The organism is Rhizobium tropici CIAT 899 (genome assembly GCF_000330885.1).
GTDB lineage: Bacteria > Pseudomonadota > Alphaproteobacteria > Rhizobiales > Rhizobiaceae > Rhizobium > Rhizobium tropici.
Map to the genome: position 1 here is coordinate 1,691,710 of NC_020059.1, position 15,106 is coordinate 1,706,815.

Annotated in this window: 17 protein-coding genes and 2 tRNA genes; 11 read left to right on the forward strand and 8 right to left on the reverse strand. The window is 56.7% G+C overall.

Annotated features, from left to right (window positions below):
- Nucleotides 1-165 precede the first annotated feature (165 nt).
- From RTCIAT899_RS08285 to RTCIAT899_RS08305, 5 genes are all read left to right on the forward strand, one after another.
- A complete protein-coding gene (locus RTCIAT899_RS08285) occupies nt 166-1,140 on the forward strand; it encodes an AlbA family DNA-binding domain-containing protein (RefSeq protein WP_015339770.1) in 975 nt (324 codons plus the stop codon).
- Between the two features lie 291 nt (nt 1,141-1,431).
- Nucleotides 1,432-1,974, forward strand: a complete 543-nt coding sequence (locus tag RTCIAT899_RS08290; protein ID WP_015339771.1) for a DUF192 domain-containing protein — start codon at nt 1,432-1,434, stop codon at nt 1,972-1,974.
- Between the two features lie 141 nt (nt 1,975-2,115).
- Nucleotides 2,116-2,192, forward strand: a tRNA-Pro gene (locus tag RTCIAT899_RS08295).
- 179 nt (nt 2,193-2,371) lie between these two features.
- Nucleotides 2,372-2,677 carry an ETC complex I subunit gene (locus tag RTCIAT899_RS08300; RefSeq protein ID WP_015339772.1) on the forward strand — a complete coding sequence of 102 codons (306 nt, stop codon included), beginning with the start codon at nt 2,372-2,374 and terminating at the stop codon, nt 2,675-2,677.
- A gap of 91 nt (nt 2,678-2,768) precedes the next feature.
- A tRNA-Arg gene (locus RTCIAT899_RS08305) sits at nt 2,769-2,845 on the forward strand.
- A gap of 53 nt (nt 2,846-2,898) precedes the next feature.
- Here RTCIAT899_RS08305 and RTCIAT899_RS33685 read toward each other — a convergent pair.
- From RTCIAT899_RS33685 to RTCIAT899_RS08325, 5 genes are all read right to left on the reverse strand, one after another.
- Nucleotides 2,899-3,060 carry a hypothetical protein gene (locus RTCIAT899_RS33685; protein WP_015339773.1) on the reverse strand — a complete coding sequence of 54 codons (162 nt, stop codon included), beginning with the start codon at nt 3,058-3,060 and terminating at the stop codon, nt 2,899-2,901.
- Between the two features lie 242 nt (nt 3,061-3,302).
- The gene (locus tag RTCIAT899_RS08310; protein ID WP_015339774.1) at nt 3,303-4,076 is read right to left on the reverse strand and encodes an amino acid ABC transporter ATP-binding protein; all 774 of its coding nucleotides are present in this window, start codon (nt 4,074-4,076) and stop codon (nt 3,303-3,305) included.
- An 18-nt stretch (nt 4,077-4,094) separates the two neighbouring features.
- The gene (locus RTCIAT899_RS08315; protein ID WP_015339775.1) at nt 4,095-5,249 is read right to left on the reverse strand and encodes an amino acid ABC transporter permease; all 1,155 of its coding nucleotides are present in this window, start codon (nt 5,247-5,249) and stop codon (nt 4,095-4,097) included.
- A 1-nt stretch (nt 5,250) separates the two neighbouring features.
- Nucleotides 5,251-6,444: an amino acid ABC transporter permease gene (locus RTCIAT899_RS08320; protein ID WP_015339776.1), complete on the reverse strand. Its 1,194-nt coding sequence runs from the start codon at nt 6,442-6,444 to the stop codon at nt 5,251-5,253.
- A 100-nt stretch (nt 6,445-6,544) separates the two neighbouring features.
- Nucleotides 6,545-7,570: an amino acid ABC transporter substrate-binding protein gene (locus RTCIAT899_RS08325; protein ID WP_015339777.1), complete on the reverse strand. Its 1,026-nt coding sequence runs from the start codon at nt 7,568-7,570 to the stop codon at nt 6,545-6,547.
- Nucleotides 7,571-7,942: 372 nt separating this feature from the next.
- Here RTCIAT899_RS08325 and RTCIAT899_RS08330 point away from each other — a divergent pair, with 372 nt between their 5' ends.
- The gene (locus RTCIAT899_RS08330; RefSeq protein WP_015339778.1) at nt 7,943-9,130 is read left to right on the forward strand and encodes a cystathionine beta-lyase; all 1,188 of its coding nucleotides are present in this window, start codon (nt 7,943-7,945) and stop codon (nt 9,128-9,130) included.
- Here the strand turns inward: RTCIAT899_RS08330 and RTCIAT899_RS08335 are convergent, their stop codons facing one another.
- Complete coding sequence (locus tag RTCIAT899_RS08335; protein ID WP_015339779.1) at nt 9,131-10,294, reverse strand: FAD-dependent monooxygenase; 1,164 nt, start codon at nt 10,292-10,294, stop codon at nt 9,131-9,133. It lies immediately after the preceding gene.
- 29 nt (nt 10,295-10,323) lie between these two features.
- Entirely contained in the window at nt 10,324-10,569 is a 246-nt protein-coding gene (locus RTCIAT899_RS08340; protein ID WP_015339780.1) for a zinc-finger domain-containing protein, read from the reverse strand.
- 201 nt (nt 10,570-10,770) lie between these two features.
- On the opposite strand from RTCIAT899_RS08340, the gene RTCIAT899_RS08345 reads away from it, so the two are divergent.
- Complete coding sequence (locus RTCIAT899_RS08345; RefSeq protein WP_041677876.1) at nt 10,771-11,556, forward strand: alpha/beta fold hydrolase; 786 nt, start codon at nt 10,771-10,773, stop codon at nt 11,554-11,556.
- Nucleotides 11,557-11,564: 8 nt separating this feature from the next.
- Here the strand turns inward: RTCIAT899_RS08345 and RTCIAT899_RS08350 are convergent, their stop codons facing one another.
- The gene (locus RTCIAT899_RS08350) at nt 11,565-12,365 is read right to left on the reverse strand and encodes an enoyl-CoA hydratase-related protein (RefSeq protein WP_015339782.1); all 801 of its coding nucleotides are present in this window, start codon (nt 12,363-12,365) and stop codon (nt 11,565-11,567) included.
- Between the two features lie 76 nt (nt 12,366-12,441).
- Here RTCIAT899_RS08350 and cysE point away from each other — a divergent pair, with 76 nt between their 5' ends.
- From cysE to clpS, 4 genes are all read left to right on the forward strand, one after another.
- Nucleotides 12,442-13,305 carry a serine O-acetyltransferase gene (cysE, locus tag RTCIAT899_RS08355; RefSeq protein ID WP_015339783.1) on the forward strand — a complete coding sequence of 288 codons (864 nt, stop codon included), beginning with the start codon at nt 12,442-12,444 and terminating at the stop codon, nt 13,303-13,305.
- A gap of 227 nt (nt 13,306-13,532) precedes the next feature.
- Entirely contained in the window at nt 13,533-13,736 is a 204-nt protein-coding gene (locus RTCIAT899_RS08360) for a DUF3126 family protein (protein WP_015339784.1), read from the forward strand.
- Between the two features lie 353 nt (nt 13,737-14,089).
- Nucleotides 14,090-14,455, forward strand: coding sequence for a phasin family protein (locus RTCIAT899_RS08365; protein WP_015339785.1), 366 nt, complete (start codon nt 14,090-14,092; stop codon nt 14,453-14,455).
- A gap of 288 nt (nt 14,456-14,743) precedes the next feature.
- Nucleotides 14,744-15,097: an ATP-dependent Clp protease adapter ClpS gene (gene clpS, locus RTCIAT899_RS08370; protein WP_041677877.1), complete on the forward strand. Its 354-nt coding sequence runs from the start codon at nt 14,744-14,746 to the stop codon at nt 15,095-15,097.
- Nucleotides 15,098-15,106 lie beyond the last annotated feature (9 nt).

Here is a 15,106-nt window from a genome sequence, read left to right on the forward strand (position 1 = left end):
TTGATCCATATGATCAACAATGCGCCGCGCAGACAGACGCCTGGCAATCGAGGTTCTATCGCCCCTGGATATTGTCGAACACGTTTTCGGAGAAGTTGGCGGACATATATATTCAACCACGCGTGAAATTCGGCTATTCAGTGGACGGTTTTGGGGAGCAGCATCATGTGGGACGAATTAGTATCTGGAGGCGAAGCAGCAATCGAACGCCTCCTTGGTCGCCAGGAAGATTTGACGCTTGAGTTTAAAGCCCATGATCTGCGCGAGCCAATTTTTCTTGATGGCAGCCTCTCTCCGGCTGGGAAGAAAATCTTCGCAAAAGAGGCCTCAGCATTTTCAAATTCTGCCGGTGGCGTAATCGTTTTTGGCGTGGATTGCAGGTCAACCCATGGAATCGACCAAGCCGAGCGTCTCACCCCGATATCCAGCTTAGCAAGAGCTGAAACGTCGGTACGCGATGCGGCGGCTGAGCTTCTGCAGCCCCGACATACGGGTATTGAAGTAGTTAGAATTCCTTCACTTGCAGATCAAGCATCCGGGTACATCATTGTCCGCGTTCCCCGGTCGGACAGACGCCCCCATCGCTCAGAGGCGAAGGGCCAGAAGGAATATTTCAAGCGGATCGGAAGCCGATCCTATCCGATGGAACATTATGACGTTGAAGATGCGTTTAGGCGCACGACCGCCCCGATTTTAGTTCTAAAGACTTCCTTCGATGGGGCCATGAACATCAATGTAAGGGAAATGCGTTATAAATTTCAATTTGGGCTGAGCAATGAAGGTGAAGTCAGTGCAAAGTCGATCTCGGTGCAAATTTGGAATTTGGTGGGAGAAGCCTTCGGAGCGCTTGGATACACTACTAGCAAAAACGAGATATCAATTTACGGCGGACGCCATCATATCAGCGCGCCATCCGATTTTGTTGTGCATCCTGGTGAGACGAGACTGTTTCATGAGTTTCAACTGATTCTGAAGCGCGACCCTATTTCGGGCGAGGTCCGATCCGGAAGCAATCCGTTGCGAAGTGGTTGTATTCACTTCAGCTATGCGATCGGAGCTGAAAATATGAGGGTGGTAGAGCAAAAATGCGTTCTCAGTGATGAGGAACTCGCGCCGCTGCTCAACGCATATTGGGGCTGAGCGCCCTGTAATTGACCAAAACCAACAAACAATACCTTATACGATGATTTTGCCCGGTGCAGGCGATCTGAAGCCACTTTCCTCTCGACTACCACCCCAATGTCGATATACCGCTTTTGCAAATTCCAGCCAGATGGGCGGAATCGCTGGTGGCTAGAATGGCCGTCGAGATAACCGAACGCTGAATATTCGCATGCGCCGACATGAAAGTGACGACCGACCCACATCAATCATGCATCGACAGCGAAGGCCATTGCGACCATAATGACCATGATAGCAACCTATTTGAATATGGTTTTAGTTATGGTAGAAATTATAAAATCTTTTAAAAACAATGCATTATGCATCGTAAAAAGCGCCATTTTGGCGCTTTTTCTCGTTGGGGCCGTTATCCCGGTGTCCTTTGCGGGACAAACTGTGGGCCGGCAGTCGATGGCTTTCGATTCGGAACCGCTTTCGATCGCATCGCCCAAGGGCCAGACGCATAAATTCACCGTGGAACTGGCCCTGACGCCGCCGCAGCTCGAACTCGGCTTGATGTATCGCGACAGCATGCCGGCCGATCATGGCATGCTGTTCGATTTCGGCACGTCGCGGCCTGTCATGATGTGGATGAAGAACACCAAGTTGCCGCTCGATATGCTGTTTCTGGATCAACAGGGTATCGTAACCCATATCCAGGAAAACGCCGTGCCCTATTCCGAAGCGATCATCAGCTCCGGCGGGACGGTTGCCTATGTCATCGAGCTGAATGCCGGCATTGTTCGCAAACTCGGCCTTGCCGTAGGCGATACGGTGACGAGTGCCACCATTTCAGGAAAGCTCGGCAAGTAAATTTTCACCGGGGAAGATGTGCCGGGCGAGATTTTACCTGTTGCAGCGGGGAGATGAACCGTGTATCTCCCCACTCGTTCCGCAGGATCAAGCGTTCGGCGGAAATCAGCTCATGGTCCCGTTTGGGTCGTGCTGACGGTACGGAGTGTAGCGCAGTCTGGTAGCGCATCTGGTTTGGGACCAGAGGGTCGGGAGTTCGAATCTCTCCACTCCGACCATTTAATATCCCCTCATAGAAGTCGTTGAATTCGTCCCGATAGCGGCTGCCTTTTCGCTTGAAAACAAAGGGATTCGCGGCTAAGCAAAAGTCGTGTTCGCGTGACCTGCAAGGGATCGCGCCAAGGCAAGAGAAGCAAGAAGGCGGATCATTCCCGCTCGATTCGGAGGCGCTGCAGCAATGCCTGCCAAGATTTATCGTCCTGCAAAAACCGCCATGCAATCCGGCAAGGCCAAAACCAATATCTGGGTTCTGGAGTTCGATCAGGAAACGCCGCGCAAGATCGATCCGATCATGGGCTATACGTCCTCGGGCGATATGCGCCAGCAGCTCAAGCTGACCTTCGAGACGCAGGAGCAGGCGGAAGACTACGCCAAGCGCAACGGCATCGAATACCGTGTCATCGCGCCGAAGGATCCAATCCGGCAGACGGTGTCCTATACCGACAACTTTCGCTTTAACCGCATCCAGCCCTGGACTCACTGAAGCCAGGCACTTATTGAACGCCGCCCATTGAGTTTGGCGGCGGTTTCAGGCATGTGTTGCCCGCCGCACCTAAGGTGCGGCCAGGCCTTACGGCCCCTTAGCTCAGCTGGATAGAGCACTTGCCTTCTAAGCATGTGGTCGCAGGTTCGAATCCTGCAGGGGTCGCCATTTTCCGATCAGATAGCGTGCTGCTGATCACGCGCGATCAGCCCGCTCTATGCTCAATTCGCCGTCGTTGACCAGCCGCCGGCGCCTACGGGCCTTGTAGCATCGACCGCCATCTGAATGAGATCGTGGCCATACATTGCTCCGGCCAGTTTTATGACGATGATGGCGGCGCTTAAAAGTGCAAGTCCGCCGATGATCCTGTCGATCTTTTTCACGGCCCGCTTCCCTCGACGTCTCGTGAATTCCCCATTATTCGTGGTGGTAAAGAATATATCGCGTTTTGCGTAAAGCGCTACCGGGTCTACTCATGCTGCCAATTGCCAGGCGGCAATCGGGAGGAGACGGCCCGCGAAATCCTCGGCCCAACGTCGATGGTGATCATTGACGCCGGCGGCCTATAAAAAAAACCGCCGGCTGCGATGCAGCGGCGGGTTTCGTTCATTCGATCTATTCCAAATCAGTGCAGGATCTGGCTGAGGAACAGCTTTGTGCGCTCATGCTGCGGGTTGTCGAAGAATTCCTTCGGCGAATTCTGCTCGACGATCTGGCCTTGGTCCATGAAGATGACGCGGTTGGCGACCTGGCGGGCGAAACCCATTTCGTGGGTGACGCACAGCATGGTCATGCCTTCTTCGGCAAGGCCGACCATGGTGTCGAGCACTTCCTTGATCATTTCGGGGTCGAGCGCAGACGTCGGCTCGTCGAACAGCATGATCTTCGGGTTCATGCAGAGCGAGCGGGCGATCGCCACACGCTGCTGCTGGCCGCCGGAAAGCTGGCCGGGATATTTCTTGGCCTGCTCCGGGATCTTGACGCGGGTGAGGAAGTGCATGGCGATCTCTTCCGCCTGCTTCTTCGGCATCTTGCGCACCCAGATCGGTGCCAGCGTGCAGTTTTCCAGAATGGTCAGGTGCGGGAAGAGGTTGAAGTGCTGGAACACCATGCCGACTTCGCGGCGCACTTCGTCGATCTTCTTCAGATCGTTCGTCAGCTCGACGCCGTCGACGATGATCTGGCCCTTCTGGTGTTCTTCCAGGCGATTGATGCAGCGGATCATCGTCGATTTGCCCGAACCGGACGGGCCGGCAATGACAATGCGCTCACCGCGCATGACCTTCAGATTGATATCGCGCAGCACGTGGAAATCGCCGTACCACTTGTTCATGTTGATCATGTCGACCGCGACCTCGGTCTCGGAGACAGTCATTTTCTTCGATTGGGCTTCAGCCATTTTGTGTTTCCCTCAATTTTATCGCTTGTGGCCGGTGTCGAGATGGCGTTCCACGAAACCTGAATAGCGCGACATGCCAAAGCAGAACAGCCAAAAAACGAATCCTGCGAAAACGAGACCCGTTACCGGGGTCACCGCAGTCGCCCAATTGGCATCCGCGAAGTTCTGACGGACGATGCCGAGCAGGTCGAACATGCCGATAATCGCAACCAGCGACGTGTCCTTGAACATGCCGATATAGGTATTGACGATGCCGGGAATGACCAGCTTGATCGCCTGCGGCAGAATGATCAGCCGCATCTTCTGCCAGTAGCCGAGGCCGAGTGAATCGGCGCCCTCGAACTGGCCCTTCGGTATGGCCTGGAGGCCGCCGCGAATGACTTCGGCCATATAGGCTGAGGTGAAGATCGCGACACCGACGACGGCACGCAGCAGCTTATCGATAGTCCAGCCCTGCGGCATGAACAGCGGCAGCATATAGCTCGCCATGAACAGCACCGTGATCAGCGGTACGCCGCGGATCACTTCGATGAAGATCACGCACAGCATGCGCACGACGGGCATTTTCGAGCGGCGGCCCAGCGCGAGCACGATGCCGAACGGAAAGGAGACCGCGATGGCGACGAAGGCAATGACCAGCGTCACCAACAGCCCGCCCCATCTTTCCGTTTCGACGATCTCAAGACCGAAGCCGCCATGAAGCAGGAAGAAAGAAACGATCGGCAGTATGAAGAATGCCAGGATTGCGTTCAATCCCTTCCTGGGAACGGACGGTATCAGCAGCGGCGCGAAGCTCGCGACCATCAAGATGCAGACGAGCAGGGGCCGCCAGCGCTCGTCCGGTGGATAGAGGCCGAACATGAAGACGACGAATTTTGCGCGGACGAAGGCCCAGCAGGCGGCATTCCAGCCATCTGGCTGCGTTCCACCCTGAACCGTGGTGGCGCAGAATGTGCGGTCCGTGCCGCTCCAGACTGCGTTTATGAACAGCCAGTCGACCAGGTGCGGTATCGTCCAGGCCAGGAAGGCGACAGCAATCAAGGTCAGGACGATGTCTTTCGGCGTGGCAAACAGGTTTTTTTTCAACCAGTGCCACGGACCTTTCTCGCTGGCGGGCGCCGGCTGCGCCACCAGCAATGTCTTGCTGACGAAGTGTTGATCTACGCTCGACATCTTATCTCTCCACCAGAGCCATCTTGGCGTTGAACCAGTTCATGAACAGCGAGGTTGCGATGCTCAAGATGAGATAGACGACCATCCAAAGGATGACGATTTCGACGGCTCGGCCGGACTGGTTGAGGATCACGCCGCCAACGGCGACAATATCCGCATAGCCGATGGCGATGGCGAGAGATGAGTTCTTGATGAGATTGAGATATTGGCTCGTCAGCGGTGGAATGATGATGCGCATTGCCTGTGGTAAGACGATCAGCCGGTTGATGGCTGACGCCCGCAGACCGAGTGCGCCCGCCGCTTCCGACTGCCCCTTTGCTACGCCGCGAATGCCGGCGCGAACGATCTCGGCAATGTAGGATGCGGTGTAAAGGGAAAGGGCAAGGAGAAGCGCAAGGAACTCCGGACCAATCACCGTGCCGCCCGTCAGGTTGAATTTGCCGGCAACCGGGTAGTCGAAGGAAAGCGGCATGCCCGTCACCAGGAAGACAAGCAACGGCAGGCCGATCAAGATGCCGATCGACACCCAGATTGTGTGGAATTGCTGACCCGTTGCCGTTTGACGCCTGTGCGCCCAGCGCGCCACGAAGAACACCGCAGCTATGGCGATGAGGAGGGCAACGCCGACGGCCCACATGGCCGCACCGAAAATCGGGCTCGGGAAGGCAAGCCCGCGGTTGCTGAGATAGCTGGAGAACGGCAGATGCACGGCCTCGCGCGCCTGCGGCAGCAATACGAGAACGCCGCTGTACCAGAAGAAGATGACCAGCAGCGGCGGGATATTGCGGAAGATTTCGACATAGGCCTGCGACAGCTTCGCAACGAGCCAATTATGCGAAAGCCTGCCCATGCCGACTAAAAAGCCGATGATTGTTGCCGCAATGATGCCCACCAGCGAAATGAGAAGCGTGTTGAGCAGGCCAACGATGAGTGCCGTGGTATTGGTCGAATCGCTGGAATAGGGGATCAGCGCCTGCCCCAGGTTGAAGCCGGCGCGACCTTCGAGAAAGTCGAAGCCGAAAGATCTGTTCAAGGCGCGCAGATTATCCATCGTGTTCGTAACGATGAACCAGCAGAATGCGGCAAGGATAATGATCGTGACGGCCTGGTAGAACACGCCCCGAACCTTGGGGTCGTACAACGCTGCCGATAAGGCCGAACGCTCGCCTTCAGGCGAGTTTGCAGTAATTGCCATGTAGAAATTTTCCCCAATGTGCCCGTTTCAGGCTTGTTTTCTTGAGGGAAGAGAGGCGAAGCCGCCTCTCTCTTTAAGTTAGGCCTGGGCTCTTCGCGGCTTAGCGCACCGGAGGTGCGTACTGAATGCCGCCCTTGTTCCACAGAGCGTTGATGCCGCGGGCAATCTTCAGCGGGCTGCCTGCGCCGATATTACGCTCGAAGATTTCGCCGTAATTGCCGACGCCCTTGATGATGTTATACGACCAATCGTTGGTCAGACCGAGATCGGTGCCGATCTTGGAGCCTTCCTCGGCGCCGAGGAAGCGCTTGATGTCCGGGTTGGCCGAATTCTTCATTTCGTCGACGTTCTTCTGGGTGATGCCGAATTCTTCGGCGCTCACAAGCGCATAGGCCGTCCAACTGACGATGTTGAACCACTGGTCGTCACCCTGACGAACGGCCGGGCCAAGCGGCTCCTTCGAGATGATCTCGGGCAGAATGACGTTATCGTCCGGGTTCTTCAACGTCAGACGAACGGCATAGAGCTGCGATTGGTCTGTGGTGAAGACGTCGCAACGGCCGGAATCATAGGCCGTCGTGATTTCTTCGAGCTTGTCGAAGACAACGGGATTGTACTGAAGGTTGTTGGTCTTGAAATAGTCGGCGAGGTTCAGCTCGGTCGTCGTGCCGGACTGGACGCAGATGGCAGCGCCCGACAGCTCGAGCGCCGACTTCACGTTCAGTTCCTTGCGAACCATGAAGCCCTGGCCGTCGTAATAGGTGACCGGGCGGAACTTGAGGCCGAGCGCCGTATCGCGGTTGATGGTCCAGGTGGTGTTACGGGAAAGTACGTCGATTTCGCCCGACTGCAGCGCGGTGAAGCGGTCCTTGGCACTGAGAGGCGTGTATTTCACCTTGCTCGGATCGCCGAATACGGCAGAGGCTACAGCCTTGCAGAAGTCGATGTCGAAGCCGGTCCAGTTGCCGGCCGCATCAGGCTGTGCAAAGCCGAGAAGAGCAGGATTCACGCCGCATTGCACGAAGCCTTTAGCTTTCACGTCGCTGAGCGTCGAAGCCGACGCGCCGGACACGGTGCAAGCCAATGCTGCGGCTCCGAGAAATACGGAGAGAGCAAACTTTTTCATTTTCCCTACCTTTGTCTATTTGTTTTATAATTAAAAGAGTATCGCCTCCGAAGCAGGTCCCTGAGAAACCATGTTCCTTCCTTATCGGAGCGAGTGACGCTATCACAGTCGTAAAAGGTGTAACGGTCAAGAGATCGCCCCAATTATTGCGGATTTATTCGGCATTTTCGTTCGATGCGGCCAAAAACTCGTCATTTGGCGTTAAAATGGGCGGCATTTTGCCAAAAAACTGCGCGAAAATGCGGTTTCCTCCACAATTTCCATTATTTTAGCCCTCGAATAATGAGAGTGTGTCGAAAGCGTCGGGGTTGACCCAGCGGAGCTTGGTCGCCACAAATCCACTTTCTCGCAGCGCCAAAGGCATATCCGGACATGAAAGACAAAGACAACTTCCTGCAGAACGCCGGCATCAACACGCGTTTGTCCCATATCGGCAATTCGCCATTCGATTTCCATGGATTCGTCAATCCGCCCGTGGTGCATGCCTCGACGGTGCTGTTTCCCAATGCGCGGGTGATGGAGACGCATGACCAGAAATACACCTACGGTACGCGTGGAACTCCGACCACGGATGCGCTTTGCGAGGCGATGAATGCGCTGGAAGGCTCCGCCGGAACGGTGATCGTTCCCTCCGGGCTTGCAGCGGTGACGGTGACGTTTCTCGCTTATCTGTCTGCCGGCGATCATGCCTTGATCGTCGATTCGGTCTACGGCCCCACGCGATTCTTCTGCGATACGATGCTGAAGCGCCTCGGTATCGAGGTCGAATATTACGATCCTATGGTGGGTGCTGGCATCGAACAGCTGATCAAGTCAAACACCAGGCTGGTCCACACCGAGGCGCCGGGTTCGAACACCTTTGAAATGCAGGATATTCCGGCGATTTCGGCGGTGGCTCATCGTCACGACTGCGTCGTCACCATGGACAATACCTGGGCGACGCCGCTCTATTTCAAGCCGCTCGATCATGGCGTCGACGTTTCCATTCATGCCGTGACGAAATATCCGGCTGGCCACTCCGATATCTTGATGGGAACCGTTTCGGCCAATGAAGCGCATTGGAAGCAATTGATCGCGGCGCATGGGCAGCTCGGCCTCTGCGGCGCGCCTGACGATGCCTATCAGGTCCTGCGCGGCTTGCGCACCATGGGCGTGCGTCTGGAGCGTCATCAGGAAAGCGCGCTTGCGATCGCACAATGGCTCGAGGGCAGGGAGGAGGTTGCGCGCGTGCTGCATCCGGCCCTGCCGAGCTTCCCGGGCCACGACTTGTGGAAGCGCGATTTCAAGGGAGCGAGCGGAATCTTCTCTTTCGTTGTGGCTGTTGACGATCCGCAAGAATTCAAGGTGAAGGCGCATGCCTTCCTGGATGCTCTGCGTATTTTCGGTCTCGGCTATTCCTGGGGCGGCTTCGAGAGCCTTGCACTGCAGGTCAACCTCAGTGACCGGCGCGTGACCAAGGCTCCGACGGAAGGGCCTGTTATCCGGCTGCAAATCGGCCTGGAAGACGTCGCCGACATCAAGGCGGATATTGAAAAGGGCTTTGCTGCTGTCCGGGCCTGATCAGCCGATGGCGCGATAGCCGTAGATCCAATCCATGTCCGCCGCGAGACTTTGCGGCGGGCGCAACGAGAGGACGAGATCGCGCGCCAGGCGGATGGGGCCACGTGCGTGATAGGCAAACTGGTTGAAGGCGGCGCGCTGGCGCAGGCGGGATATCCGCGGGGCTCGATGCCTCTCGTAAAGCTCGAAAGCTTCCGCGGGCTCGCGTCCCGACAGCATGCCGGCAAGCTCGAAGGCGTCCTCTATCGCCATGGCTGCACCCTGGGCCGCAAACGGCATCATCGCATGCGCAGCGTCCCCGATCAGAATAGTATCGCTGCCATTATGCCATCGGCCCGCCTTCATCTCGTAGAGCGGCCAGAAGCTGGCCTGCTCCTGGGCTTCGAGCATTTGCAGGATCGTTCTGTTCCAGCCGGAAAAGCCGCGCAGCATCTGCTCACGCTGCGTTTTGTTGCCGGCCGCGCCCCAATCGCGGCTGGCGCCGCTGCCGGAGACGATCGCGACAATATTGAAGGCGGCATTTTCCCGAATGGGATAGCAGACGAGATGGCTCGATGGCCCGAGGAAGGCCGTAACGCTTGTCTTGCTCAGGACGGAAGGGGCGACCGCCTCAGGAATGGAGAAGCGCCAGGCAATATTGCCCGAAAAGAGCGGCGAGGGCGCGCCTGGCACCATCGCATGCGCCTTCGACCAGACGCCGTCGGCACCGATGACGAGATCGAGCTTCCTTCCGGCGATCTCTTCCAGTGCCAGCATGTTTTTGATGTCGATGTGCCGGCCGAGATGCAGCCTGCATAGGGTATTGCCCGTCACCGCATCCAGAAGCGCCTTTTGCAAGGTCGCCCGATGCGCGGTACCATAGGGCGCACCCCATCGCTCTCTTGCAAATTTTCCACAGGGAACCAATGCAACGGGACGCAGCGATGAGCCGGACACGAGCCGGACTTCTTCCGGCTCCAGCCAGACGGATCGAAGTTTGTCGAGAACGCCGAGCGTATCGAGGATGCGGGAAGCATTTGGCGAAATCTGCAAGCCTGCGCCAACCTCGGTCAGCACCTCTGCCTGTTCGAAAATGTCGGGGGCAATGCCATGTCGCGCCAGCGCCAGCGCCGCCGTCAATCCAGCTATTCCGGCGCCAATGATTGCGGCTGCTTTGATCGGCATTTTCCTGTGTCCGATCGGACGCTGTGGCGTCAGGCAGCCTTGAAATGGAAGACGCAGCCAGCCGGATTGGTCTGATCCGCCTTCAGCGACGGATTGTAGCGATAGAGCGTCGAGCAGTAGGAGCAGACCTTCTCGTTCTCGTCTCCGAGATCGATGAAGATGTGCGGATGATCATAGGGAACCGAAGCGCCGGTGCACATGAATTCCTTCACGCCGATTTCGATGACGCGATGTCCGCCGTCGTTCTGGAAATGGGGAATATTGTGGCCGGCCATGATGATCTCCGAATGCGTCTTGCCGTGAGGGGCATGAATGTTGCGCCAGACTTGGTAGCCCCTCTTTATAATCCTTCTTCCCGATTGTGTAGTGCGAAAGTCCGGCTTGATGCAGAGATTTTCGCAAGCGCAGGGTTCATTTGATATCGCCGATAAAATATGGTCCGCCGCCAAGAGGACCCAATTTATAAAGACGAAGCCATGAATTTGAATGCTCCCAAGATGCTCCACTTTGTCAAAGATGGATTGAAGCTCGCCTTTTTCGATGAAGGGGATCCGAACGGCCCGCCGGTGCTGCTGATCCACGGCTTTGCCTCCACGGCGATTACCAATTGGGTCAATCCCGGCTGGCTGAAGACGCTCGGCGAGGCGGGTTATCGCGTCATCGCCATCGACAATCGCGGTCACGGCTCGAGCGACAAGCCTTACGATGTCGATGTCTATCACCCTTGGATCATGGCAGAGGATGCCGTGGCACTCCTCGATCATCTGGGCATTTCAGAGGCACATGTCATGGGTTATTCCATGGGCGCGCGCGTTTCGGCCTTCATGGCGATCGCTCATCCGGATCGTGTCCGCTCATTGGTTCTCGGCGGTCTCGGCATTGGCATGGTTGAGGGCGTCGGCGATTGGGATCCGATCGCGGATGCGCTGGTGGCGCCGTCGCTCGATGATGTTACCCATGCGCGCGGGCGCATGTTCCGCGCTTTTGCCGAACAGACGAAAAGCGACCGTCAGGCGCTGGCCGCCTGCATCCAGGGCTCGCGCGATCTGGTTTCACGGGAGGACGTGGCGAAGATCGAGGCACCGACATTGATAGCCGTCGGCACCAAGGACGATATTGCCGGCTCTGGGCAGGAGTTGGCTGCACTGATGCCGAATGCCGAGGCCATAGACATTCCGAACCGCGATCATATGCTCGCCGTTGGCGACAAGATCTTCAAGGCTGCGGTTCTGGAATTCTACCGGCGCCTGGACAAGCGCTAGGTTTCAGGTCACTTGCCGGTGAAATGCGGCTTCCGCCGCTCGGCAAAGGCGGCACGGCCCTCGGCGTAGTCGGCGCTGTCGAAAGTCTCGGCGCCGATTACTTCCGCCTCGCGCAACAGGTCGCCATCCTGCTCGATGACAGCCCGGATAGCGAGTTTCGAAGCGTGCAGCGCGATCGGCGCATTGGCCGCAATCGCATGGGCGAGGGCGGATACTTCCTGATCGAATACGCTTGCCTCGACTTCCTCCAGAAGAAAGCCGACGGCAGCCATCTTCTCGCTCGACATGGAGGCACCGGTAAATAAGGCAACCTTCGCCATCTGTTGCCCGAGCGCGTTGACGATATCCTGCACGGCGTCGGCGGGATAGGCGATGCCGAGGCGAGTGGCGGGAACGGAAAACCGCGCGCCTTTTTCGGCGATGCGCAGATCGCAGGCGGCGGCGAGCCCGAAGCCGCCGCCATAGCAGATGCCGCGGATTGCGGCGATCGTCGGCACGCGGCAGTGACGGATGGCCTCGAAAGCCCGACTGTTCAGAGCCTCATAGGCGACTGCGGTCGCGGAATTCTTGCGAACGCTGTCGAATTCGCTGATATCGGCGCCGGCTGAAAAATCCGCGCCCGTGCCGCGCAGAACAATCACATGCGCATGGGCTTCATCGGTCAGAATGCGCGCTGCTTGCGGGATCGCACGCCACATGGCGGCCGTCACCGCATTCTTTCTGTCGGGGTTGCTGATCGCAATCATGCCCATGCCATCGCTGCATGTCGCGCGAATGAGACCGCCGGCAAAGTCATGCTCGAAAATCATGTGCGATCAACCCATTTGTCTTGTGTGGCTTTTATTCTATATAATGCACCCCTGTCAGAAAATCGGGAGACCGCCAATGGTCGCAGCAACGGATATTCGCCAGGTAGAAGGCCTAGGCGCAGTGAAGCTCATGGACCCGATCTGGGACAGCATGCGCGAGGAAGCACGCGCCGCTGCCGAAAAGGATCCGCTCCTTGCCGCCTTCCTCTATTCGACGATCATCAACCATCGTTCGCTGGAAGAATGCGTTATCTATCGCATTTGCGAGCGGCTCGACCATCCGGACCTGCAGGCCATCCTCCTGCGGCAGACCTTCGAGGAAATGCTGGCAGACTGGCCGGAATGGGGATCGATTCTGCGCGTCGATATCCAGGCCGTCTACGATCGCGACCCTGCCTGCCTGCGGTTCCTGGAGCCGGTGCTCTATTTCAAGGGTTTCCATGCGCTGCAGACACATCGCCTTGCGCATTGGCTCTATAATCGCGGCCGCCGCGATTTCGCGCTCTATCTGCAGAGCCGCTCCTCCAGCGTTTTCCAGACCGATATCAACCCGGCGGCGCGCATCGGCAAGGGCATCTTCCTCGATCACGCAACCGGTCTCGTCGTGGGCGAGACGGCCGTCATCGGCGACAATGTCTCGATCCTGCACGGGGTCACGCTCGGCGGTACCGGCAAGGAAGGCAGCGACCGCCATCCGAAGATCGCCCACGGCGTCTTGATCGGGGCGGGAGCAAAAATTCTCGGCAATATCCAGATCGGCCATTGCTCGCGTATCGCCGCCGGCTCGGTAGTGCTGAAGGAGGTTCCCGCCAAGACGACTGTGGCCGGCGTTCCGGCCAAGGTGGTCGGGGAAGCAGGGTGTTCCGAGCCGTCTCGCTCGATGGATCAGCTGTTGGCCGAGCAATTGGTCGTGGATCAGATCATGGGCGCGGGAATCTAAAGCATGTCGCGCAAAAGTGTGCGGCGGTGTTGCGACAACGACATGCCCAGATCAAAGACCTAAAGCGCAAGAAGCGAATCCGAAAGATCGCGACGCGCTTTAGGGGGATCCAACTCGATTTTCCGAGGCTTGCGCAGCCGGTGGATAGCTATGCGCGGTTCCGGTCTTTACACCGCCGCTTTTCCTATGCAAGAAGCGGCCAACAGAGATCCTCACGGAGAAGCATTGTGAAGCCCGAAGAAATCAAGAAACTCGACGCCTATTTCAAGCGCACGTTCAACCCGCAGGTCGTGGTGAAGGCCCGCCCGCGCAAGAATGATTCTGCGGAAGTCTATCTCGGCGAGGAGTTTCTGGGTGTCGTCTATATCGACGATGAAGATGGCGACCGCTCCTATAACTTCTCGATGGCCATTTTGGACGTCGATCTCTGATTCCATCGATCTCGTATAGTGATCGAGTATTCGGGCCGTATTTCATTGAAATGCGGCCTTTTTCTTTGGCAGTCGTCAATTTGATCATTCCGTCGCCGTTTTGATTTCTTGCGGCTTCTTTCTGACCAAATGCCAATATTTTAATCAAAGCCTGTGGTTGCAAGCCCGATGATATATTTTAGAAAAAACAAAATGATGCGCTGCACTCGAAGCCACTGGCGGCCTGTTCTTCTCCGGAATACAATCTAAAGGAGATATTGCGCCGCACAAGACTACTTGACTAATTGTGCATCGCATTTAACCTTTATCCCTGTAAACCGGCCGCCGGCCGGCCAACAAAGGGACGGAGAAGCATGTTCAATTTCGATGATGCAAACAAGAAGGGCAAGGAAGCCATGGACACGGCGCTGAAGAGCTATTCCGATGTCACCAAGGGTTTTCAGGCGATCGCCGCCGAAGCCGCTGAATACTCCAAGAAGTCTTTCCAGGATGGTGTTGCGCACTTCGAAACGCTCGCCGGCGTCAAGAGCTTCGAAGCTGCCTTCGAACTGCAGAGCAGCTATGTGAAGTCCTCCTACGAAAATTTCGTTGCCGAAGCCACCAAGCTCGGTGAAATGTATGCCGATCTCGCCAAGAATGCATACAAGCCTTACGAAGCGCCCGTCGCGGCTGCAACGAAGGCTGCCGGCAAGGCAGCAGCTACGGCGACCGCCGCTTAAGCTTTCGCCGAAAGGCAAAATTTCCGGAAAGGCCGGCTGCGCGATGCGTGGCCGGTCTTTTGCGTTTTGGTGCATCGAACCAAAGGCGAAGATATGCAGCGACTTTTTTGACCCCAGCCCGCTTTGTCAGCGAATTGTGATTGCAGTGTCCCGCAAGGGGCTTAAAATCCCGCCAATATGAACTAAGTTAGAGGTTCGGATATCCGGCCCGACCAAGTGAAGAACCCAACCCCCAGTGCCAAGTCGGAATGCGATAGCTTCTGCCGGATGATTTGAGGAATGAATGAAATGATCGCTGAGCCGATCCGGATGCAAAACAACAGCGAAAGGAACGGGGACAACGGAAACCGTGGGACCTCGGTGATTACACGCACCAAGCCCAAGACCAAAAAACCGAACCTGTACCGCGTGCTGCTTCTGAATGACGACTATACGCCCATGGACTTCGTGATCCATATCCTGGAGCGTTTCTTCCAAAAGGATCTCGAAGGTGCCACCCGTATCATGCTTCATGTCCACAATCATGGCGTGGGCGAGTGCGGGATATATACATATGAAGTAGCCGAAACGAAGGTGAGCCAGGTCATGGACTTTGCCCGGCAGCACCAGCATCCGCTGCAATGTGTTATGGAAAAGAAGTGAGGATCTGAA

What these genes read in the sequence shown, in the direction of transcription:
- RTCIAT899_RS08315 (WP_015339775.1), bottom strand. Translation starts at nt 5,249, where the DNA reads ATGTCGAGCGTAGATCAACACTTCGTCAGCAAGACATTGCTGGTGGCG.
- RTCIAT899_RS08345 (WP_041677876.1), top strand. Translation starts at nt 10,771, where the DNA reads ATGAATTTGAATGCTCCCAAGATGCTCCACTTTGTCAAAGATGGATTG.
- RTCIAT899_RS08300 (WP_015339772.1), top strand. Translation starts at nt 2,372, where the DNA reads ATGCCTGCCAAGATTTATCGTCCTGCAAAAACCGCCATGCAATCCGGC.
- RTCIAT899_RS08340 (WP_015339780.1), bottom strand. Translation starts at nt 10,569, where the DNA reads ATGGCCGGCCACAATATTCCCCATTTCCAGAACGACGGCGGACATCGC.
- RTCIAT899_RS08325 (WP_015339777.1), bottom strand. Translation starts at nt 7,570, where the DNA reads ATGAAAAAGTTTGCTCTCTCCGTATTTCTCGGAGCCGCAGCATTGGCT.
- RTCIAT899_RS08320 (WP_015339776.1), bottom strand. Translation starts at nt 6,444, where the DNA reads ATGGCAATTACTGCAAACTCGCCTGAAGGCGAGCGTTCGGCCTTATCG.
- RTCIAT899_RS08310 (WP_015339774.1), bottom strand. Translation starts at nt 4,076, where the DNA reads ATGGCTGAAGCCCAATCGAAGAAAATGACTGTCTCCGAGACCGAGGTC.
- RTCIAT899_RS08350 (WP_015339782.1), bottom strand. Translation starts at nt 12,365, where the DNA reads ATGATTTTCGAGCATGACTTTGCCGGCGGTCTCATTCGCGCGACATGC.
- RTCIAT899_RS08285 (WP_015339770.1), top strand. Translation starts at nt 166, where the DNA reads ATGTGGGACGAATTAGTATCTGGAGGCGAAGCAGCAATCGAACGCCTC.
- clpS (WP_041677877.1), top strand. Translation starts at nt 14,744, where the DNA reads ATGATCGCTGAGCCGATCCGGATGCAAAACAACAGCGAAAGGAACGGG.
- RTCIAT899_RS08330 (WP_015339778.1), top strand. Translation starts at nt 7,943, where the DNA reads ATGAAAGACAAAGACAACTTCCTGCAGAACGCCGGCATCAACACGCGT.
- RTCIAT899_RS08365 (WP_015339785.1), top strand. Translation starts at nt 14,090, where the DNA reads ATGTTCAATTTCGATGATGCAAACAAGAAGGGCAAGGAAGCCATGGAC.
- RTCIAT899_RS08290 (WP_015339771.1), top strand. Translation starts at nt 1,432, where the DNA reads ATGGTTTTAGTTATGGTAGAAATTATAAAATCTTTTAAAAACAATGCA.
- RTCIAT899_RS08335 (WP_015339779.1), bottom strand. Translation starts at nt 10,294, where the DNA reads ATGCCGATCAAAGCAGCCGCAATCATTGGCGCCGGAATAGCTGGATTG.
- cysE (WP_015339783.1), top strand. Translation starts at nt 12,442, where the DNA reads ATGGTCGCAGCAACGGATATTCGCCAGGTAGAAGGCCTAGGCGCAGTG.